This is a genomic window from Oceanicola sp. 502str15 (assembly GCF_024105635.1).
GTDB lineage: Bacteria > Pseudomonadota > Alphaproteobacteria > Rhodobacterales > Rhodobacteraceae > Vannielia.
Map to the genome: position 1 here is coordinate 2,098,685 of NZ_WYDQ01000001.1, position 20,769 is coordinate 2,119,453.

The 20,769-nt window shown below is 69.7% G+C and carries 19 protein-coding genes; 12 read left to right on the plus strand and 7 right to left on the minus strand.

Going from position 1 to position 20,769, the window contains the following annotated elements:
- Nucleotides 1-25: 25 nt before the first annotated feature.
- Genes GTH22_RS10145 through GTH22_RS10155 form a run of 3 tightly spaced genes read right to left on the minus strand, consistent with a single transcriptional unit; the run spans nt 26 to nt 2,668 of the window.
- Complete coding sequence (locus GTH22_RS10145) at nt 26-1,354, minus strand: TRAP transporter large permease subunit (RefSeq protein ID WP_252945072.1); 1,329 nt, start codon at nt 1,352-1,354, stop codon at nt 26-28.
- Nucleotides 1,344-1,895, minus strand: coding sequence for a TRAP transporter small permease subunit (locus tag GTH22_RS10150; RefSeq protein ID WP_252945073.1), 552 nt, complete (start codon nt 1,893-1,895; stop codon nt 1,344-1,346). The genes GTH22_RS10145 and GTH22_RS10150 overlap by 11 nt, the downstream gene beginning before the upstream one ends.
- Nucleotides 1,892-2,668: an N-formylglutamate amidohydrolase gene (locus GTH22_RS10155; protein WP_252945074.1), complete on the minus strand. Its 777-nt coding sequence runs from the start codon at nt 2,666-2,668 to the stop codon at nt 1,892-1,894. Before GTH22_RS10155 ends, GTH22_RS10150 begins: the two co-directional genes overlap by 4 nt.
- A gap of 75 nt (nt 2,669-2,743) precedes the next feature.
- Between GTH22_RS10155 and GTH22_RS10160 the strand changes: the two genes are divergently transcribed.
- The 5 genes from GTH22_RS10160 to GTH22_RS10180 all read left to right on the plus strand — a co-directional run bounded on the left by GTH22_RS10160 (nt 2,744) and on the right by GTH22_RS10180 (nt 7,861).
- Nucleotides 2,744-3,622, plus strand: coding sequence for a MurR/RpiR family transcriptional regulator (locus tag GTH22_RS10160; RefSeq protein ID WP_371928338.1), 879 nt, complete (start codon nt 2,744-2,746; stop codon nt 3,620-3,622).
- Nucleotides 3,623-3,630: 8 nt separating this feature from the next.
- A complete protein-coding gene (locus GTH22_RS10165; protein ID WP_252945076.1) occupies nt 3,631-3,810 on the plus strand; it encodes a hypothetical protein in 180 nt (59 codons plus the stop codon).
- Nucleotides 3,811-3,818: 8 nt separating this feature from the next.
- On the plus strand, nt 3,819-4,001 hold the full coding sequence (locus tag GTH22_RS10170) for a hypothetical protein (RefSeq protein WP_252945077.1): 183 nt from the start codon (nt 3,819-3,821) through the stop codon (nt 3,999-4,001).
- Between the two features lie 498 nt (nt 4,002-4,499).
- Nucleotides 4,500-6,536, plus strand: coding sequence for an NADH:flavin oxidoreductase (locus tag GTH22_RS10175; RefSeq protein ID WP_252945078.1), 2,037 nt, complete (start codon nt 4,500-4,502; stop codon nt 6,534-6,536).
- Nucleotides 6,537-6,643: 107 nt separating this feature from the next.
- Nucleotides 6,644-7,861: an MFS transporter gene (locus GTH22_RS10180; protein WP_252945079.1), complete on the plus strand. Its 1,218-nt coding sequence runs from the start codon at nt 6,644-6,646 to the stop codon at nt 7,859-7,861.
- A 23-nt stretch (nt 7,862-7,884) separates the two neighbouring features.
- On the opposite strand, the gene GTH22_RS10185 is transcribed toward GTH22_RS10180, so the two are convergent.
- Nucleotides 7,885-9,240 (minus strand): MATE family efflux transporter, encoded by a 1,356-nt coding sequence (locus GTH22_RS10185; protein ID WP_252945080.1) that lies wholly within the window; start codon nt 9,238-9,240, stop codon nt 7,885-7,887.
- Between the two features lie 174 nt (nt 9,241-9,414).
- On the opposite strand from GTH22_RS10185, the gene metG reads away from it, so the two are divergent.
- Together metG and GTH22_RS10195 are read left to right on the plus strand one after the other, a co-directional pair.
- Entirely contained in the window at nt 9,415-11,133 is a 1,719-nt protein-coding gene (gene metG / locus GTH22_RS10190; RefSeq protein WP_252945081.1) for a methionine--tRNA ligase, read from the plus strand.
- Nucleotides 11,134-11,302: 169 nt separating this feature from the next.
- Nucleotides 11,303-12,397 (plus strand): PAS domain S-box protein, encoded by a 1,095-nt coding sequence (locus tag GTH22_RS10195; RefSeq protein ID WP_252945082.1) that lies wholly within the window; start codon nt 11,303-11,305, stop codon nt 12,395-12,397.
- Nucleotides 12,398-12,687: 290 nt separating this feature from the next.
- Here GTH22_RS10195 and GTH22_RS10200 read toward each other — a convergent pair whose 3' ends face one another.
- A complete protein-coding gene (locus GTH22_RS10200; protein WP_252945083.1) occupies nt 12,688-13,350 on the minus strand; it encodes a trimeric intracellular cation channel family protein in 663 nt (220 codons plus the stop codon).
- A gap of 652 nt (nt 13,351-14,002) precedes the next feature.
- Between GTH22_RS10200 and GTH22_RS10205 the strand changes: the two genes are divergently transcribed.
- From GTH22_RS10205 to GTH22_RS10225, 5 genes are all read left to right on the plus strand, one after another.
- Nucleotides 14,003-14,623 carry a LysE family translocator gene (locus GTH22_RS10205; protein WP_252945084.1) on the plus strand — a complete coding sequence of 207 codons (621 nt, stop codon included), beginning with the start codon at nt 14,003-14,005 and terminating at the stop codon, nt 14,621-14,623.
- Nucleotides 14,620-15,894 carry a DoxX-like family protein gene (locus GTH22_RS10210; RefSeq protein WP_252945085.1) on the plus strand — a complete coding sequence of 425 codons (1,275 nt, stop codon included), beginning with the start codon at nt 14,620-14,622 and terminating at the stop codon, nt 15,892-15,894. Before GTH22_RS10205 ends, GTH22_RS10210 begins: the two co-directional genes overlap by 4 nt.
- Nucleotides 15,895-16,010: 116 nt before the next feature.
- Complete coding sequence (locus GTH22_RS10215) at nt 16,011-16,484, plus strand: DUF2269 domain-containing protein (RefSeq protein WP_252945086.1); 474 nt, start codon at nt 16,011-16,013, stop codon at nt 16,482-16,484.
- Nucleotides 16,485-16,561: 77 nt separating this feature from the next.
- The gene (locus tag GTH22_RS10220; protein ID WP_252945087.1) at nt 16,562-16,933 is read left to right on the plus strand and encodes an HdeA/HdeB family chaperone; all 372 of its coding nucleotides are present in this window, start codon (nt 16,562-16,564) and stop codon (nt 16,931-16,933) included.
- A 16-nt stretch (nt 16,934-16,949) separates the two neighbouring features.
- On the plus strand, nt 16,950-17,480 hold the full coding sequence (locus GTH22_RS10225; RefSeq protein ID WP_252945088.1) for an adenine phosphoribosyltransferase: 531 nt from the start codon (nt 16,950-16,952) through the stop codon (nt 17,478-17,480).
- 445 nt (nt 17,481-17,925) lie between these two features.
- Here the strand turns inward: GTH22_RS10225 and GTH22_RS10230 are convergent, their stop codons facing one another.
- Complete coding sequence (locus GTH22_RS10230; RefSeq protein ID WP_252945089.1) at nt 17,926-19,152, minus strand: Hsp70 family protein; 1,227 nt, start codon at nt 19,150-19,152, stop codon at nt 17,926-17,928.
- Between the two features lie 179 nt (nt 19,153-19,331).
- Nucleotides 19,332-20,756 (minus strand): FAD-binding oxidoreductase, encoded by a 1,425-nt coding sequence (locus GTH22_RS10235; RefSeq protein ID WP_252945090.1) that lies wholly within the window; start codon nt 20,754-20,756, stop codon nt 19,332-19,334.
- Nucleotides 20,757-20,769: the final 13 nt, after the last annotated feature.

Below are 20,769 nucleotides of genomic sequence, written 5' to 3' on the forward strand. Positions count from 1 at the left end.
GAAGGGCCGTTTTCCGGCCTCTGGTTCAGTTCTGGTAAACGAGGTCGGGCAGCCAGAGCGCGATCTGCGGAAAGGCCATGACGATTGCGAGCGCCAGCGCCATCACCCCGACGAAAGGCACGATGGAGCGGTAGATGTCCTTCAACCCGATCTCCGGCGGCGCCATCGCCCGCATCAGGAACAGGTTATAGCCGAAGGGCGGGGTCATGTAGGCGATCTGGCAGGTGATCGTGTAGAGCACACCATACCAGATGAGGTTGAAGCCGAGTTCCCCCACCAGCGGCACGTAGAGCGGCGCGACGATCACCAGCATCGCCGTGTCGTCAAGGAAGGTGCCCATCACGAGGAAGCTCAGCTGCATCAGGATCAGGATCACCCAGGGGTTCAGCCCGAGCTGCTCGGTAAAGAGGTTCTCGATCGCCTTCACCGCGCCGAGGCCATCGAAGACTGCGCCGAAGGCCAGTGCGGCAAGGATGATCCACATGAACATGCAGGTCACGCCCAGCGTCTGGCGCAGGCAGGTCTCGAACACCGGCCAGCTCATCCGCCGCTTCAGCACCGCAGCGGCCAGCGCGGCCAGCGCGCCAATGGCCGAACTTTCCACGAGGCTGGTATAGCCGGTCACGAAGGGCACCATCATCACCGCAAAGATCACCACCGGCAAAATCCCCGCCGTCAGCAGCCGCAGCTTCTCGGCCATCGGCACCGCGTCGCGCTCCTCCTTCGGCAGCACCGGGCCGAGCGCCGGATTCATCCGGCAGCGGATGTAGATATACACCACGAAGAGCGCCGCCATCATCAGCCCCGGCACCACGCCCGCGAGCCAGAGCTGCCCCACCGGCTGACGCGCGATCATCGAATAGAGCACCAGCACCACCGAGGGCGGCACCAATATCCCCAGCGATGACCCGGCCTGAATCACCCCCGTCACCATGATCTTGTCGTAGTTCCGTTTCAGCAGCTCCGGCAGCGCGATGGTCGCGCCAATCGCCATGCCGGCGACGGAAAGCCCGTTCATAGCCGAGATCAGCACCATCAGCACGATCGTGCCAATCGCCAGCCCGCCCGAGATGCCGCCGAACCAGACGTGGAACATCTTGTAGAGGTCATCGGCAATCTTGGACTCGCTCATCACGTAGCCCATGAAGATGAACATCGGCAGCGTCAGCAGCGGATACCACCTCATCAGCTTGATCGCGGCGGCAAAGCCCAGGTCATAGCCACCCCGGTCGCCCCAGAGCAGGAAGGCCGCGATCACGGCGACAAAGCCGATGGCCCCGAACACCCGCTGCCCGGTGAACAGCATGACCATCATGGTCGAGAACATCAGGATGGCGATCAGCTCATAGGGCATCGCCTGGCTCCGCATTGTGGCTGTCGTCGTGGCGCGCGGGCGCGCCGGTTTTCAGGAACAGGATGTCCTTGGCCAGCTCCGACAGGGTTTGCAGGATCATCAGCGCGATGCCGATGCACATGACGATCTTGATCGGCCAGATATAAGGCCGCCACACCGAGGAAGACCGCTCGCCACCGTATTGAAAGGCATAGATCGTGCTCTCCACCCCGCCCCACATCAGGAACCCGAGGTAGGTGAGCAGGAACAGCACGGTCACGGCATCGAAGGCCGCCTTCCGGCGCGGGCTGAACTCACCGTAAAACAGGTCCATCCGCACGTTGGAGCCCATCTGCATCGCGTATGGCCCGCCGAGAATGTAGTAGCCCACCATCACGAACTGGGCCATTTCCAGCGTCCAGAGAGAGGGGGAGCCGGCAAACTTGGTCCATGTCGACCACAGCAGCACCCCCATCAGCGCGAAGATGCCCCACATCATGATCCGGCCAAGCCCGTAGTTGAAGCGGTCCACCACCGCAACGAAGCCGCGCAATGCCCTCATTCCGCCGCCTGCCGATCTTCGGCAACGGCGGCAATCGCGGCGGCGAGCGCGGGCATCAGGTGCACCGCCATGTCGCGGGCGCGGGCCTCGGTGTCGATCAGGTCGTTGCGGATTTCGATCATCAGGCTCGGCAGGTCCCGCGCCTCGCCATGCTTGCGCAGGGTGTAGGTGACGCCATCGGAGGCGGCATAGGGCTCGTTGAGCGCCGCCCGATAGCTGCCCCGCGCCCGCTCCACCGCCAGCGCGGCCTCGGCCATGCGGGCGTCTTCGTGGTAGAGAAAGCCCAGCTCCACCTCGCGCCGGACCCCGCGATAGACCGGGGTGAAGCTGTGAATCGTCACCAGCGCATCGGTCTCCCGCCCGTCGAGCACCCCGGTCAGCCTGCCATGAAACGGATCATGCAGCGCCTTGTGGCGCAGCGCCCGCTCGGGCGCGCTCAGGCCGATATTGCCCGGAATCTCGTAAACTTCACTCTTCGCCGGAATCGCATCGTGCGCCTCCAGCGGGCGGTTCAGATCATAGATCAGCCGCGAGGCGCGGGCCGACACCAGCGGCGAGTCGAGCAGCGCCGCCAGCGCCTTGGCCACGTCCAGCGCGCCAATGTCCCAAGCCGCATGGCTCGCCGCCGCCTCCGGCCCAAGGCCGAGATCGCCCCAGGGCTGCGGAAATTCCCGGCTGGCATGTTCGCACACCAGCACCACCGGCCCGCGCCCCTCGGCGCGTGTCACCTCTGCCGGTTCCCATCCTTCGGCCACGCTCATCCCCCGTTTCATCTTTGTAATCATCACTACAGGATTTTGTGGCATGTCAAGATTTTTCCTGTAGCATTTCCTACATTCGCCCTGCGGATGTATCGAAAGGAACAAACCTTGGACGCCAAGCCGCTGATCCGCGACCTGCTCAAGGAAAGACAGGCCGAGCTCACCGCCGCCGAACGCAAGCTCTCCGCCGTGCTGCTCGACGAGTCGATGGTCGCCGGCCTCCAGTCGATCACCCGGCTGGCCGAGGCGGCAGAGGTCTCGACCCCCACGATCATCCGCCTCGCCCGCAAGCTCGGCTTCGATGGCTTCCCCGACCTGCAAGACGCCATCCGCGAAGAGATCGCCGCCCGCATCAAGCGCCCGCTCGCCAAGCTCGATCTCGCCCCGCAGGGCGGCGACCATATCATCGCCCGCTTCACCGAGGCGGTGGCCGCCAATATCAACCGCACCCTCGACCGGCTCGACCTTGCCACCTTCGATGCCGTCGCCGCCATGCTCTCCGACCCGGCCCGCCGCCTGCACCTGCTCGGCGGGCGCATCACCCGCTCCAACGCGCATTACTTCTTCAACCACCTGCAAATCATCCGCCCCGGCGTCACCCTGCTCGACAGCTCACCCTCCGCCTGGCCCCAGGCCCTGCTCGACATGGGGCCGGGCGCGGTGCTGGTGGTCTTCGACATCCGCCGCTACGAGCGCGAGCTGGAAAAGCTCGCCGGGCTGGCGGTCGAGACCGGGGCCGAGGTGGTGCTCTTCACCGACGCCTGGGGCTCGCCCATCGAGCGCCACGCCGCCCACGTGTTCCGCGCCATGGTCGAGGTGCCCTCCTCCTGGGATTCCACCCTCGCCGTGAACCTGCTGATCGAGGCCCTCGTGGCCGAGGTGCAAACCCGCGCCGCCGTCTCCTCCGCCGAGCGCATCTCGGCGCTCGAAGACATGATCGGCGCCAGCAAGATCTTCCGCTCGTAGGGCGGGACTTGTCCCGCCATCCAACGGCGGCGCCCCCCGCCGCCCGTACGCAACCCCTCCCCCGAAGCTCGCCGCCAACTATCGACGCCCTCGTTGCCGAAGTGCAAACCCGCCCCGCCGCCTCCTCCGCCGAGCGCATCTCCGCGCTCGAAGACATGATCGGCGCCAGCAAGATCTTCCGCTCGTAGGGCGGGACTTGTCCCGCCATCCGACGACGGCGGCGCGCCCCGCCGCCGGGTCACAAACCCTCCCCCGAAAATCCCCGCCAAGTATCGACGCCCTCGTGGCCGAGGTGCAAACCCGCGCAGCCGCCTCCCCCGCCGAGCGCATCCCCGCGCTCGAAGACATGATCGGCCCCAGCAAGACCTTCCCCTCGTAGGGCGGGACTTGTCCCGCCATCCGCCGGCGACGGCGCGCCCCGCCGCCGGGTCGCAACCCCTCCCCCGAGGATCGCCGCCAACTATCGAGGCCCTCGTTGCCGAAGTGCAAACCCGCCCCGCCGCCGCCTCCGCCGAGCGCATCCCGGCACTTGAGGACTGGATCAGCACCAGCAGGAACTTCCCCTCGTAGGGCGGGACTTGTCCCGCCATCCGCCGACGACGGCGCGCCCCGCCGCCGCGTCGCAAACCCTCCCCCGATGATCGCCGCCAACTATCGAGACCCTCGTGGCCGAAGTGCAAACCCGCCCCGCCGCCTCCTCCGCCGAGCGCATCTCGGCGCTCGAAGACATGATTGGCACCAGCAAGATCATCCCCTCGTAGGGCGGGACTTGTCCCGCCATTCAGCAACGGCCCGCCCCGCCAACGGGTCGCAAACCCTTCCCCGAAGGTCGCCGCCAAATCTTGCAACCCCGCGCCCGCCAAGCCACCCTCGCCCCATGGCCAACGATCCCCTCCTCCAGCCCTTCAAGCTCAAGCACCTGACGCTGAAGAACCGGCTGATGATCACCTCCCACGAGCCCGCCTACACCGAAGACGGGCTGCCCAAGGATCGCTACCGCGCCTACCACCTCGCCCGCGCCAAGGGCGGCGTCGCCCTTACCATGACGGCAGGCTCCGCCGTGGTCTCCCCCGACAGCCCCCCCGCCTTCGGCAACATCCTCGCCTACCGCGACGACTGCGTGCCCTGGATGCGCAAGCTGGCCGACGACTGCCACGCCGAGGGCTGCGCGGTGATGATCCAGCTCACCCACCTCGGCCGCCGCACCCGCTGGGACCGGGGCGATTGGCTCCCCGCCCTCTCCCCCTCCCACGCCCGCGAACCCGCCCACCGCCACTACCCCAAGCAGCTCGAAGACTGGGACATCGCCCGCATCATCACCGACTACGCCGACGCCGCCGAGCGGATGCAGGCGGCAGGCCTCGACGGCATCGAGCTCGAAAGCTACGGCCACCTGATGGACGCTTTCTGGTCCCCCGACCTGAACACGCTCCAAGGCCCCCACGGCCCCCAAAGCTACGACTCCCGCCTGCGCTTCACCTTCGACGTGCTCGAAGCCATCCGCGCCCGCGTCGGCCCCGAGTTCATCGTCGGCATCCGCTACGCCGCCGACGAGGCCCGCCCCGGCGGGATCACCGCGACCGACGGCATCGAGATCACGAAGCGGCTGAAGGCCAGCGGCCAGATCGACTTCCTCAACATCATCCGCGGCCACATCCACACCGATGCCGCCCTCACCACCGTCATCCCGGTGCAGGGCCAACCCTCCGCCCCACACCTCGATTTCGCCGGCGAAATCCGCGCGCAGGCACAAATCCCCACCTTCCACGCCGCCAAGATCCAGGACGTCGCCACCGCCCGCCACGCCGTGGCCACCGGCAAGCTCGACATGGTCGGCATGACCCGCGCCCACCTGGCCGACCCCGATATCGTCGCCAAGATCGAGGCCGGGGAGGAAGACCGCATCCGCCCCTGCGTCGGCGCCAACTACTGCCTCGACCGCATCTACATGGGCGGCGCCGCGCTCTGCATCCACAACCCCGCCACCGGGCGCGAGCTGGAGCAGCCCCACCACATCGCCCCCGCGCAAACGCCGCTCAAAATCACCATCGTGGGCGCAGGCCCCGCCGGGCTGGAGGCCGCCCGCGTCTGCGCCACCCGCGGCCACGCCGTCACCCTGCTCGAGGCCGCACCCCACCCCGGCGGCCAGATCCGCCTCACCGCCCGCTCACCCCGCCGCGCCGAGATGATGCAGGTGATCGACTGGCGCATGGCCGAATGCGCCAGCCTCGGCGTCGCCTTCCACTTCAACAGCTACGTCGAGCCCGAAGACATCACCACCGCCCCGCCCGACGTGGCCCTCATCGCCACCGGAGGCCTCGCCGCCGAGGATTACCTTCCCGAAAACAACGACCTCGCCGTCACCCCGTGGGACATCCTCTCCGGCGACGCCGCCCCCGGCCGCCGCGTGCTGGTCTACGACGAGGCCGGCGACTACGCCGCCCTGCAAGCCGCCGAACTTCTGGCCGAAGCCGGGGCCGAGGTCGAGATCGTCACCCGCGACCGCGCCTTCGCCCCCGAGGTCATGGGCATGACCCTGACCCCCGCCATGCAGGCCCTCCAGCGTCTCGGCGTGGCCACCACCGTTATGTGGCGGCTCGACGCGCTGGCCCGCTCCGGCAACGCCCTCACCGCCACCCTCGGCTCCGACTACGGCGGCGCCTCCACCCGTGAGGTCGACCAGGTGGTGATCTCCAACGGCACCCGCCCGCTGGATGACCTCTACTTCGCCCTCAAGCCCCTGAGCCGCAATCTCGGCGAGGTCGACTATACCGCCCTGCGCGAAGGCCGCCCGCAAACCCTCGCCCCCAACCCCTCCGGCCCCTTCCGCCTGTTCCGCCTCGGCGACGCCGTCGCCTCGCGCAACACCCACGCCGCGATCTACGACGCGCTGCGCCTCTGCAAGACCCTCTAACCGGCAGCCCGTAGGGCGGGACTTGTCCCGCCTTCCCCCCGCGAAAAACGACACTCAACGCCGCAGCCGGACTAGCGCCCCCCGCCCCACCACGCTACCCCGCCCCCATGCGCCTCCTCCTCACCTTCGCCCCCCTGCTCGTCGCCGTCGCCCTGCTGCAGCTCTCGACCGGCGGCCTCGGGCCGATGGATGCGCTCTCCGGCCTCACCCTCGGCTTCTCCACCGGCGAGATCGGCCTGCTCGGCTCGGCCCATTTCACCGGCTTCTTCCTCGGCTGCTGGTGGGCGCCCCGGCTGATGGGCACCGTCGGCCACGCCCGCGCCTTCGCCGCCTTCACCGCGCTCGGCGCCATCGGCCTGCTCGGGCACATGCTGCTCACCACGCCCTGGGCCTGGGCCGGGATGCGCGTGGCCTCCGGGCTCTGCATCGCGGGCTGCTACACCGTCATCGAGGCCTGGCTCCAGGCGCAGGTCACCAACGAAACCCGCGGCCGCGCCATGGGCGGCTACCGGCTGGTCGACATGGGCGGCTCGCTTCTGGCCCAGCTCCTCGTCGGCATCCTCGCGCCCGCGGCCTATGCCTCCTACACCCTGCTGGCCATCCTCTGCTGCGCCGCGCTGCTCCCGCTCACCCTCACCAACGCGCCCCAGCCCGCCACGCCCGAGGCGCCCCGCCTGCACCCCGCCCTCGCCTTCGCCCGCTCGCCGCTGGCCGGGGCGGCGGTGCTGGTGGCCGGGCTGACCTCGGGCAGTTTCCGCACCGTGGGGCCGGTCTATGGGCAGGCCGTCGGCCTCGCGCCCGAGCAGATCGGCCTGTTCCTCGCCATCTGGATCGGCGGCGGCGCGCTGGCGCAATGGCCGGTCGGCTGGCTGGCCGACCGCTATGACAGGCGGTGGGTGCTGATCGGCCTCTCCATCGCCTCCACCCTCGCCTGCCTGCTCACCCTCGCCACCTCCGGCTCCACCGCGGCCATCCTCGTGGCGGCGGCGGTCTTCGGCCTCACCAGCTTTCCGATCTACTCGGTCGCCGCCGCCCATGCCCACGACTGGGCCACCGACGACGAGCGCGTCGAGCTCTCGGCCTCGCTGATGTTCGCCTTCGCCGCCGGGGCCATTGCCGCGCCGCTCACCGTGTCCTGGCTCATGGCCGCCACCGGCCCCGCCGCGCTCTTCGTGCTGATCGCGCTGGCCCATGTGGCGCTCGCCGTCATCGGCACCCTGCGGATGCGCGCCCGCGCCACCAGCGCCGCGCGCACGCGCTACGTCTACGCCCCGCGCACCAGTTTCCTCGTCGGCCTGCTGACCCGCCGCCAAAGGCGTCCGTAGGGCGGGACTTGTCCCGCCATCCCTCAGCGCCCCGCGCCCAACACCGCCAGCAAGCCCCGCCCCCGCCCAAGCCGCGCCAGCACCAGCGCGCAAAGCCCCAGCATCGCCACATCGGCGACCGGCGGCGCCAGCCACAGGCCGCGCTCGCCCAAGCCCAGCGGCAACAGCAGCGAGAGCGGAATCACCAAAAGGTACACCCGCGACAATCCCAGCAGCGCCGCCCGCCGCGCATCGCCGATTGCCTGAAAGAAGCTCGACACCATGCTCACCGGCCCCACCAGCACGTAGAAGGCGAGGATCATCGGCAGGATCCGCGCCAGCGCCGCCTGCACCCCCGCATCCTCTGTAAACACCGCCCCCAGCACGCCCCGCGCCCCGATCAGCGCCAGCTCCACCGCCGCGCAATAAACAAACGCCGCCGCCATCGCCCGCTTCAGCGCCCCGTTTGCGCGGGCGTGCAGCCCGGCCCCGTGGCAGGTGCCCGCAATGGCCTGAAGCGCCTGCCCCAGCCCGAGCATCCCGAGAAAGGCGAAGGCCATCACCCGCAGGTAGATCCCGTAGGCCGCAATCAGCGCCTCGGTGTCCGGCCCCTCCAGCAGCCGCAGCATCGCCACCACCGCGCCGGTGCTCAGCGCGATCCCCAGAAAGCTCAGGCTCTGTGGCGCGCCCAGCGCCAGCATCTCGCCCCAGCGTGCCCGTGCCGGGCGGGGCAGCGGCAACACCAGCCGCCCCCGGGCCCGCATCGCCAGCACCAGCGCCACCGCCACTCCCTGCGCCACCAGCGTGGCCAGCGCCGAGCCCGCCACGCCCCAGCCGAGCTGCACGATGAACAGCCAGTCCAGCACCCCGTTGCCTGCCGTCACGCCAATCGAGAGCATCGCCATCAACGGCACCCGCCCCTCCACCCGAAGCCCGTCGGTCTGCAAGGTCAGCACCAGCGCGATCAGCCCGCCGCCACCAAGGATCGCAAGGTAGCGCCAGCCCATCGCCGCCAGCGCCGCGTCGCCGCCCGCCAACTGGCGCACCAGCCCCGGCCCGAAGATCGCCCCGAGGGCGCAGACCGCGAGCCAGATCACCACCGCCAGCCCATGCGCCCCGCCAAAGGCCCGCGCCGCGCCCTGCACGTCCCTTGCACCCAGCGCCCGCGCCACGACCGAGGCCATCCCGTTCGACACCAGCGCCCCCAGCGCCGCCAGCAGCATCACCCCCGGAAACACCAGCGTCACCGCCGCCAGCGCCTCCGCCCCCACGAAGCGGCCCAGAAAGATCGCATCCACCACCGTCAGCAGCCCGTGCAGCATCATCACCAGCGAAATCGGCAGGGCGGTCCGAAGCAGCAGCGGGCCGAGCGGGCCGGAGAGGTAGGGTGAGTCGGTCATGTTTTTACCCGGGCATAAATACAGATCCCCTTTAGGCGCCCGCCCCGCGCCCCGTCAAGCCCGCAGGTGGCCGCGCGGGCCCTGTGCCCGGCGCCCCATCGGGCCACCCGCAGGCGTTGCCCCCCGCCGCCGCCTGCTGTAACCCATCGACAACTCCGACAAAGGCCGCACCCCATGTCCCGCACGCTCATCACCTCCGCCATCCCCTATATCAACGGGATCAAGCACCTCGGAAACCTCGTCGGCTCGCAGCTTCCTGCCGACCTCTACGCCCGCTATTGCCGTGCGCGCGGCGACGAGGTGCTGTTTCTCTGCGCCACCGACGAGCACGGCACCCCCGCCGAGCTGGCCGCCGCCAAGGCGGGCAAGCCGGTGGCCGAGTTCTGCGCCGAGATGCACGCCGTGCAGGCCGAGATCGGCAAGGGCTTCGGCCTCTCCTTCGACCATTTCGGCCGCTCCTCCTCGCCCCAGAACCACCGGCTGACCCAGCATTTCGCGGGTTGCCTCGCCGACAACGGGCTGATCGAGGAAGTCTCCGAGAAACAGGTCTATTCCAATGCCGATGGCCGCTTCCTGCCCGACCGCTACATCGAAGGCACCTGCCCCAACTGCGGGTACGACAAGGCCCGCGGCGACCAGTGCGAGAACTGCACCAAGCAGCTCGACCCGACCGACCTGATCGAACCGCGCTCCGCCATCTCCGGCTCCACCGACCTCGAAGTGCGCGAAACCAAGCACCTCTACCTGCGCCAGCGGAGCCTGCGCGACGATCTCTCCAAGTGGATCGACAGCAAGGCCGATTGGCCCATCCTCACCACCTCCATCGCCAAGAAATGGCTGAACGACGGCGACGGGTTGCAAGACCGCGGCATCACCCGAGACCTCGACTGGGGCATCCCGGTGCGCAAGGGCCAGGAGCCGTGGCCGGGCATGGAAGGCAAGGTCTTCTACGTCTGGTTCGACGCGCCGATCGAATACATCGCCTGCGCCGCCGAGTGGTCCGATGCCAACGGCACCGAGGATGAGGCCTGGTGGAAATGGTGGCGCACCGACGAGGGCGCCGATGATGTCCGCTACGTGCAGTTCATGGGCAAGGACAACGTCCCCTTCCACACCCTGAGCTTCCCCGCCACCATCCTCGGCTCCGGCGAGCCGTGGAAGCTGGTCGATTACATCAAGAGCTTCAACTACCTGAACTACGAGGGCGGCCAGTTCTCCACCAGTCAGGGCCGCGGCGTGTTCCAGGACCAGGCGCTCCAGATCCTGCCCGCCGACTACTGGCGCTGGTGGCTCCTCTCCCACGCGCCCGAGAGCAACGACACCGAGTTCACCTGGGAGACCTTCCAGCAGGACGTGAACAAGGATCTGGCCGACGTGCTTGGCAACTTCGTCTCCCGCGTCACCAAGTTCTGCCGCTCCAAGTTCGGCGAAGAGGTGCCCTCCGGCGGCGACCTCTCCGAGCGCGGTGCCGCGCTGATCGACGACCTTCAGGGCAAGTTCAACGACTACACCGCCCAGATGGATGCCATCGAGGTCCGCCGCGCGGCCGCCACCCTGCGCTCCATGTGGGTCGCGGGCAACGAGTTCCTGCAATCCACCGCGCCCTGGACCGCCTTCAAGGAAGACCCCGAGGCGGCGGCGGCCGACATCCGCCTCGCGCTCAACCTGATCCGCTTCTACGCCGTGATCTCCGCGCCCTTCATCCCCTTCGCCGCTGAACGGATGCTCGCCGACATGGGCACGGATGAAACCGCATGGCCCGGCGATCTCGCCTCCGCGCTGACCCGGCTCAAGCCCGGCCACGCCTTCACCGTGCCCGAGGTTCTGTTCTCCAAGATCAGCGACGATCAGCGCGAAGATTGGGCAACCCGCTTCTCCGGCACCCGGAGCTAACCCCTTTCCTACGACTTTCGTGCCGTCTTTCCGGGGCCCGCCCGGGATTGGCAGGAGCAAATCGTGAAAAATTGAACGATTGGCTTGCTTTGACTCACAAAGAAGCGTGGACTGATTGAGGGGCAGGCATCGTGGGCAGGTTGAAAATGCGCCATGAGGGAGGGGAGCCATGAACCCTCGACCATTGCTGACCGACCAATCCACCGTGCCGGGAACCGGCTTCGACGGTCTCTTCGAGGTCGAGCCGCTGCTGATGCATTCGGTCGATGAAAACGCCACTCTTCTCAATGTTTCCACCGCATGGGCCCGGCTTCTGGGCTACGAGCGCGAAGACCTGATCGGGCGGCGGACGGTCGATATCATGTCGCCCAAATCCCGCGCCTACGCCCTCACCCGCGGCCTGCCGGCGCTCTATACCAACGGCCATGTCTCCAACATCTCCTACGAGTTCCTGCGCTCCGACGGCCGCCCGATTCCCGTGCTGCTGTCCTCCGGCGCGATCTACGATGCGCAGGGGCGGTTTTCCCGCAGCCTCACCATCATCACCGACGACCGCCGCGCGCGCTACGCCGAGCGCGAGCTGAACGCCCGCAACCGCCGCGATGTCGACGGCGCGGGGGCGCTGCGTGACCTGCTCGAGCGTCTCGGCCACGATACCCGCACGCCCCTCGGCGCCATCCTCGGCTTTGCCGGGCTGATGGAGCAGGGCGAGCTCGACGAGGCCCAGCGCGGCCGTCTCGCCCAGGTGCTGACGGCGGCCGAAACCCTGCGCACCGCGCTCGATGCCGCCCTTGCCGACGCCGAGGCCCGGCTGGTGCCCCAACGCCGCTCCAGCGCCCCCATGTCCCGTCAGGGCGAGCCGCCGCCCAGCCTGCTGCCCCTCGCGCCGCTGCGGGTTCTGCTGGCCGTGGGCGAGGCCAGCCGGCAGGACAGCCTGCGCGAGATCCTGCGCGCCGGCGGCCATCACGTCGTCGCTGTGGCCAATGGCTACGAGGCCATCGAGGCGCTCTTCGCCGGGCCCATCGACCTCGCCTTCATCGACCTCGACATGCCCGGCCTCTCCGGCCCCGCCACCGTCGCCCAGATCCGCAACTCGGGCCGCTGCTTCCGCGACATCCCGGTCATCGCCTGCTCCGGCACCGACGACCCGCCCGCCCTCGCCGCCCTGCGCGGCAAGGGCATGGACGGCCTCCTCCCCGCCGCCTGCACCCCCGGCACGCTCGAAGCCGAAATGCGCCGCGTCCTCGAAAGCCGCTCGCCCTAGCCCCCAGCGCAGGGCCATTCAGGCACGCCGTCCGACGCCCGCGAGCGAACCGCAAAACCTCCCGAGCCGCCCCTCGACTTCGCCCAACGCCTGCCCGCCCTCGACCAACCACGCGCATCCCCCGCAATCTCGCCAAGCCCCACCCCGGCGTCACCGGATGGCACCACAAACACGGCCCAGCGGCAGGCCTCCGCGCCCCGCGCAGAGCGTCACACCCGTTAAATTCCCCCGCCGCCGCGCCCTGACCAACCTCTCCCCCGGAAAGCCCCCTTCAACGCGCGCGCAAGAGATCACCCCTCCTCGCCACTCTCCCCCTCGATCTCCGAAACCTCCCGCCCCGGTCGCGCCCGGTAGCGCGGCAGGGACAGCCCCCACCAGATGCCCGCCGCCCGCAGCGCCAGCGCCACCGCGAAGCCCGCCATCAGCGCCACCTCCCGCACCACGCCCGCACTGTCGGCCAGCGCCAGCGTCAACGCGCCCGCCAGCGCCGCCGTCACGTAGATCTCCCGCCGCAAGATCACCGGCTCCTCCCCGCCCAGAAGATCCCGCAGGATGCCCCCGAACGAGGCCGTCGCCACCCCCATCGCCACCGCCACCGAGCCCGGCGCCCCCGCGTCCAGCGCCCGCTCCGCCCCGGTGACGGCAAAAAGCGCAAGCCCCACGGCATCGAACCACAGCAGCACGCGGTAGCGGGAGTTCGGGATATGGGCGAGGAAGAACACCGCCGCCCCCACACCGGCGCAGACCAGCAGGTAGGCCGGCGTCTCGACCCAGAACACCGGCGCCAGCCCCAGCACCAGATCGCGCACCGTGCCCCCGCCCACGCCGGTCACGACCGCAAGCAGCACGAAGCCCACCACGTCCATCTCCTTGCGCGAGGCCACCAGCGCCCCCGTCACCGCAAAGACGCACAGCCCGAACCAGTCGAGCACCGCCGTTACCGTCTCAAACATCCGCCGTCCTCCTCCCCCCACCAGACCGCGCCCGTAGGGTGGGTGCAACCCACCACCCCTCCTCCGCCCCCGCATTTCCCGCCCCGCCCCGTCCTCCCCCTGTACGCACCACCCCGCCCCTCCGCATCCTCCACTCCAATCCCGCCGCCACAGGCATCCCCCACCACAACACCCCGCTCTCATCCCCTCCAGCATCTCCACCCGGTGCCCCGCGCCTTTCACCCTTACTTCCACACAGGCCACCCCGCCTCTCCGCATCCTCCGCCGCAATCCCGCCGCCACAGGCATCCTCCACTACAACACCCCGCTCCCATTCCCCCGCCCCCACCACCATCTCCCGCCGCAGTCCCGCGCCTCTCACCCACACCTCCACAAAGGCCACCCCGCCCATCCGCATCGCCAGCTCCAATCCCACAGCCACAGGCGTCCCCTCCCCGTAGGGTGGGTGAAACCCACCACCATCCCGCCTCCACCACCTTGCCCCGCTCCCGCCACCCCCCTCGTCCCGCTCCTCTCTCCCCACACCACGCCAACCCAATCGCCCCCCCAAACCCAACCGCCCCCTCACCCCAACCCGACCGTCGCCCCATCAACGCCCCCCATTGACGCCCCCCGCCCCCCATGGCTTCCTCCCCCCAAAAGGAACCCGCCCATGCCCCTCGACCTCTGGCTCACCTTCACCGCCGCCTCCACCGCCCTGCTGCTCATCCCCGGACCCACCGTCCTGCTGGTGCTCTCCTACGCCCTCTCCCAAGGCCGCCGCACCGCGCTCGCCTGTGCCAGCGGCGTCGCGGCGGGCGACCTGCTCGCCATGTCCGCCTCCCTCGCCGGCCTCGGCGCGCTGGTCGCCGCCTCCGCCACCGCCTTCACGATCCTCAAATGGGCCGGGGCCGCCTACCTCGCCTATATGGGCCTCAAGCTCCTGCGCAGCCCCGCCGCCGCGCTCGACCGCCCCGAGGCCGCGCAGGCCCGCCCCGCGACCATCTTCCGCCACGCCGCCACCGTGACGGCGCTGAACCCCAAGTCGATCGCCTTCTTCATCGCCTTCGTCCCCCAGTTCGTCACGCCCGAAGCGCCGCTGCTGCCGCAATTCGCCATCCTCACGGCAACCTTCGTCGCCCTCGCCGCGCTCAACGCGCTGGCCTATGCGCTGGCTGCCGACCGCCTGCGCGCCGCCATCCGCCGCCCCGCCGTGCTCACATGGCTCACCCGCGCCGGCGGCGCCGCCCTGCTGGCGATGGCCGCCGCCACCGCCACCCTGCGCCGCGCGTGAGCGAGCCCCGGCACATCCTGCTGCTCGGCGCCGATGGTTTCATCGGCCGCCACGTTGCCTTCGCCGCCCGCGCCGCAGGCCACCGCGTCACCTGCATCGCCCGGCGCACCTCGGCCCTGAAGGCGCTCGGCTTCGACACCTTCCAGGCCGATCTGACAGCCGAGAAATGGCACTCCGCCTCCTCCTGGCGCGACCTCGCCCGCACCGCCCACGGCGTGATCAACTGCGCCGGCCTGCTCACCGGCACGCCCCGCGCCATGGCCGCCGTGCACGAGCACGCCCCCGCCGCCCTCTACGATGCCCTCCCCCACGGCAGCTTCCTCACCCTGCTCTCCGCCACCGGGATCGACGCCGACACCCCCTTCGCCGAAGCCCGCCGCACCGGCGAACTCGTGGCCAAGCTCGCCTCCGAAAACGGCCGCCACCGCCTCACCATCCTGCGCGCCGGGCTGGTGCTCTCCGATGGCGCCTACGGCGGCTCGGCGGTGCTGCGCGCCCTCGCCGCCTTCCCCCTCGTCATGCCGGTGCTCGGCGGCGGAAAGCACCGCTTCAACCCCTGCCACGCCGAAGACCTCGCCACCCGCCTCCTCGCCGCCACCGAGGAAGACAACGGCCCCCAACCCCTCCCCACCGGCGGGGCCGACACCCTCACCCTGAAGGAGCTCACCGCCGCCACCCGCGCCCGGCTCGGCCTCAAACCCGCCCCCGCGCTGCCCGTCCCCATGGGCCTCGCCCGCCTGATCGGCCGCCTCGGTGACGCCATGCGCGCCGGCCCCTTCTCCACCACGGCGCTGAAACAGCTCGAACACGGCGTGCTCGCCCAAAGCTCGCCCGCCCTGCCCGGCGCCCGCAGCTTCCTCGCCCGCCGCCCGCCCAGCCCGGCAGACCTCTGGCACGCCCGCCTCTACCTGCTGCGCCCTCTGCTGCGCCTCACCCTCTGCCTGCTCTGGGCCGCCTCCGGCCTGCTCGGCCTCTTCGCCGCGCCCGCGAGCTACCTGCCCGACCTCGCCGCCACCGGCCTGCCCGACCAGACCCTGATCACAGCCGCCCGCGCCTTCGGCCTGCTCGACCTCGCCCTCGCCGCCGCACTCTTCCGCAACTGGCGCCCCGGCCTCACCTTCGCCGCCCAATTCGTCCTCGTCCTGGGCTACACAATCGGCCTCACCGCCCTCGCCCCCCACCTCTGGCTCGATCCCTACGGCGCCCTGCTGAAAAACCTGCCCATCCTCGCCCTCCTGCTCACAACCCGCGCCCTCGACACCGAGCGCTAACCCCAAACCAAAGCCCCGCCCTCACCCCAAGGCCCACCCAACCCCATTTTCTTGCTGCAAATATCTCCGGGGCGGGGGCTGGCCCCACTCCTCCCCCCGGCAACAGGCGCCCCCGCATGGACCTCTACGAAACCCTCAAATGGCTCCACATCCTCTCCTCCACGGTGCTCTTCGGCACCGGGATCGGAACCGCCTTCCAGATGGTCATGGCCATGCGCACCGCCAACCCGCAAACCGTCGCCCATACCGCGCACCACGTGGTGCTGGCCGACTGGATCTTCACCACCCCCGCCGGCATCGCCCAGCCGCTCACCGGCCTCGCGCTGATCCATGTCACCGGCTACAGCCTCACCGAGCCATGGCTCCTCGCCACCTACGCGCTCTACGCGCTGGCCTTCGCCTGCTGGGCGCCGGTGGTGCACCTGCAAATCCGCATCCGCTCCCTCGCCCGCGCCGCCGCCGCCACCCGCCAGCCGCTCCCGCCCGAAGCCCTCCGCGCCTACCGCCTCTGGTTCGCCCTCGGCTGGCCCGCCTTCGCCGCCCTCACCGCCGTCTTCTGGCTGATGATCGCCAAACCCCAACTCTGGTAGCCCTGCCGCGCATCCACCCTGTTCATCCGCCCCCCGCATCGCTACCAATACCCACGACCGACAACGGGAGACCCGACATGAACCGCACCATCCTCGCCGCCGCCCTCTGCCTGGCCACCACCGCCCCCGCCCTCTCGGAGGCCTTCATGATGGGCACCGGCCGCTGGACCTGCGAACGCGCCCGCGCGGCCTTCGTCACCCAGAACGTCACCGACCAGGGCCAGGTCGCCGGCTGGATCCTCGGCTACTGGTCCCATGCCTCGATCGACACCCCCAAGGCCTTCCTGGACAAGATGCAGGAGGTCGGCCCCGGCAAGATCGTCGACATCACCCTCGCCGAATGCCAGAAGAACCCCAACGCCATGCTGTTCCAGGTGACAGAGGCGATCCTGCAGAACTCGCTGAAGGAAGAATCCGGCGACGCCGAAGCAGACGCCCCCGCCGAGTAAGCCCGGACCCGACTCGATGAAATCCGTCTCCGATTACATCCGCACCATCGCGGACTTCCCCCACGAGGGGATCATGTTCCGCGATGTCACCACCCTCTTCGCCGACCCCCGCGGGCTGCGCCTGTGCATCGACCAACTGCTCCACCCCTACGCGGGCGAGCCGATCGACAAGGTGGTCGGGCTCGAGGCCCGCGGCTTCATCCTCGGCGGGGCCATCGCCCACCAGCTCGGCCTCGGCTTCGTGCCGATCCGCAAGAAGGGCAAGCTGCCGGGCACGGTGATCTCAGAGGCCTATACGCTGGAATACGGCGAGGCGGTGATGGAGGTGCATGACGACGCGATCCAGCCCGGCGAGCGCATCCTGCTGGTCGATGACCTGCTGGCCACCGGCGGCACCGCCGAAGCCGGGATCAAGCTCGTCGAACGCCTCGGCGGGGTGATCACCGGCTGCGCCTTCATCGTCGACCTCCCCGACCTCGGCGGCCGCGCCCGCCTCGAAGGCCTCGGCTTCGACGTTCACGCCCTGGTCGCCTACGACGGCGAATGACCCCTGGAGCGAGGCCCGTCCCGCCCCCCGAAACACGTCACCGCCGCCACCGGACACCTCGCAGGGCGGGACTTGTCCCGCCCCCCGTCACCCGAACCACGTCACCACCGCCACCGGGCACCTCGTAGGGCGGGACTCGTCCCGCGCCCCGCCACGGCCCTGTAGGGTGGGTGAAACCCACCACCCCCCAAACCACGCAACCCAAACCGCCGCCCCCCGTAGGGTGGGACTTGTCCCGCCACGCGCCACCCTAAACACATCACCACCGCCGCCGGACACCTCGCAGGGCGGAACTTGCCCCGCCCCCTGCCACGGCCCTGTAGGCTGGGTGAAACCCACCACCCCCCAAACCAAGCAACCCAAACCGCCGCCCCCCGTAGGGCGGGACTTGTCCCGCCGCCCCGACCAGCCGCTACCCTTCCAGGCAAAGCGCCCCCCGCCGGCCCTACTCCGCCGCCGCCAGCGCCAGGCCGTCCACCACCGCCGTGAAGGCCTCCGAGCGCAGCACCTCCGCCCCGCCGCAGACAGCCGCCGCCTCGCGCCCGACAAATCCCATCAGGCTCGACCCGCCGACCAAAATCACCCGGGCCACGTCGCCCGGCCCCACCCCGGCCCGCACCAGCACCTCGCGCACCGCGCCGCCGATGCTCTCGCGCGCCGCGTCCAGCACCCCGTCCATCCGCGCCGCCGTCAGCTCCGCCGCGAGGCCGGGGCTCACGAAGCCCATCCCGATCCGGCCCGCCCCGGCATCGTTCGCCGCGATCTTCCCGCGCTCCACCGCGAAGGCCAGCTCGTGGCCCAGCTCGTCCTCCAGCACCTTCGCCAGCCGCCCCAGCACCTCCGGCGCCTCCGCCAGCTTCAGCATCTGCGCCACCTTGCGGCGGGTGTCGGCGGTGTAGAGAAACGGGATCTTCGGCCATGTCGCGAGGTCGACGAAGAGCGCGGCAGGCACCGGCAGCAGCCCGGGGCCGAATTCCCGGCGCAGCTCACCGCCAAGCCCCAGAAGCGGCATCACCTCGGCCACCGAAACCACCCGGTCAAAATCGGTGCCCCCCAGCCGCAGCCCGTAGCTCGCCAGAATCTCCACCTCCGCGCCCGAGCGGAACACCGTGAAGTCGCTGGTGCCGCCACCGATGTCCACGATCAGCCCCAGCCCCTCCGCGCCGCCCATGCCCTGACAGGCCCGCGCCGCCGCCTCCGGTTCGGGCAGAAACTCCACCTCCTCGAAGCCCGCCGCCATGTAGCAGCCGCGCAGGTCGTCCTCGGCCCGCGCATCCTTTTCCACATCTTCATGAAACCGCACCGGACGCCCCGACAGCGCCCGGGTGAAGCGCGCGCCGGTAAAGCTCTCGGACCGCTCGCGCACCTGCACCAGAAAGGCCGTCACCACTTCGGCAAGGGTGCGGCGCTTGCCTTCGATCAGCCGCTTCTCGTGCAGCAGGGGCACGCCCAGAACCGACTTCAGCGCCCGCATGTAGCGCCCCTCCTCGCCGCCGATCAGCGCCGCGCCCGCCGCCGCGCCGATCCGCATCGCGCCGCCCCCCTCCGGGAAGAACACCGCCGTCGGAAGCGTCTCCGCTCCGTCCTCGATCGGCAGCCGCCGCACCGCGCCGCCCGCATGGACCGCAGCCGCCGAATTCGAGGTGCCAAAGTCGATCGCCAGCCTGTTCATCGCCGCCACTCCATGCCGAAAGGAGGGCGCAGCTACCCCAAGCCCCGCGCCAAGGCAAGCCCCCGCGCCCGGCCGGTTAACCTCTTGCGACTATGTCATTTGATGTCTGCACGGGGTGTGTACGGCTTGTGTACGCCTTGTGCCTGTGATCTCGAAAGCACTTAACGCCGTGCGCCCGATCAAGGAAAATTCTGTCCGAAAATCGCGCCAGGGTTCAAAATACCCAATGGATCCAGGGTCTTCTTGATCGCCCGCATCATCTCGATCCGCACCGGATCGCCCCACTTTGCAAGGTCGTCCACCTTCGCCCGCCCCAGCCCATGCTCCGCGCTGAACGAGCCCTCCATCTCTGCAAGCAGCTGATTTATAACGTCTTTCAGCACCTCGTAGCTGTCCGCCGGATAGTCCTCCCGGCGCTTTCCCGCCGCCGGAAACACGTTGTAATGCAGGTTCCCGTCGCCAAGGTGCCCAAAGCAGTTGATCCTGAAATCCCCCGCCTTTCCAATAGCTTCCCCGGCGCGGGTGATGAACTCCGGCACCGCGCTGAGCGGCAGCGAGATATCGTTCGAAATCACCGACCCGACCCGCCGGTTCCCCTCCGGCAAAGACTCCCGCATCGCCCAGAACTCCGCCCGCTGCCCCTCGCTCGCCGCGACCACGCCATCGCGCACCAGCCCCGCCTCGTAAGCCTCTGAAAACAGGGCCTCCATCAGCGCATCCGCGTCCTGCCCGGCGCTGCATCCCAACTCGATCAGCACGCACCAATCGGGCACCTCCGACCAGGGCAGGCGCACCTGCGGCACATGTTCGGCCAGAAACTTCGGGCCCTGCCCCGCAATCAGCTCGAAGGCGGAAAGGGCAGGCCCCGCGAGGCCTTGCGCCTTGCCCAGCAGCCCCAGCGCCGCCGCCGGGCTCTCCACCACCAGCACCGCGGCGGCCCTGTTTTCGGGCCGCGGAAACAGCCGCAGGCTCGCGGCGGTGATCACCCCCAGCGTGCCCTCCGAGCCGATCAGCAGGTTGCGCAGGTCATAGCCGGTGTTGTCCTTGCGCAGCCGCTTCAGCCCGCGCATCACCCGCCCGTCCGCCAGCACCGCCTCCACCCCGAGGCACAGCTCGCGCGCATTGCCGTAGCGCAGCACGTTCACGCCCCCCGCATTGGTGCCCAGAAGCCCGCCGATCCGCGCCGAGCCCTCGCTGCCCAACGACAGCGGAAACAGCCGGCCATGGGACTCCGCAACCCCCTGAACCTCCTGCAGAATTGCCCCCGCCTCCACGGTCATCACGCCCTCCTCGGGCCACACACCGCGCACCGCCTTCATCCGCTCGAGGCTCAGCACCAGCGGCACCGGCCCCTCCGTCGCAAGCTGCCCGCCAACCAGCCCGGTGCCGCCGCCATAGGGCACGATGCCCACCCGGTGTTCGCTGGCCAGCCGCATCACGGCAGAGACCTCCTCCACCGATCCGGGCGTCAAGACCGCCCCGGCCCGGCCCGTTAACCTGTCTCTGGGTTCTTCGAGGTATCTTTGCTCCACGTCCCGCACCACGCCCTCAGGCAGGGCCGCGCGAAAGGCGTTAACGATTTCGGGGGTCGCATCATTCAACATGGGCCCATTCAGC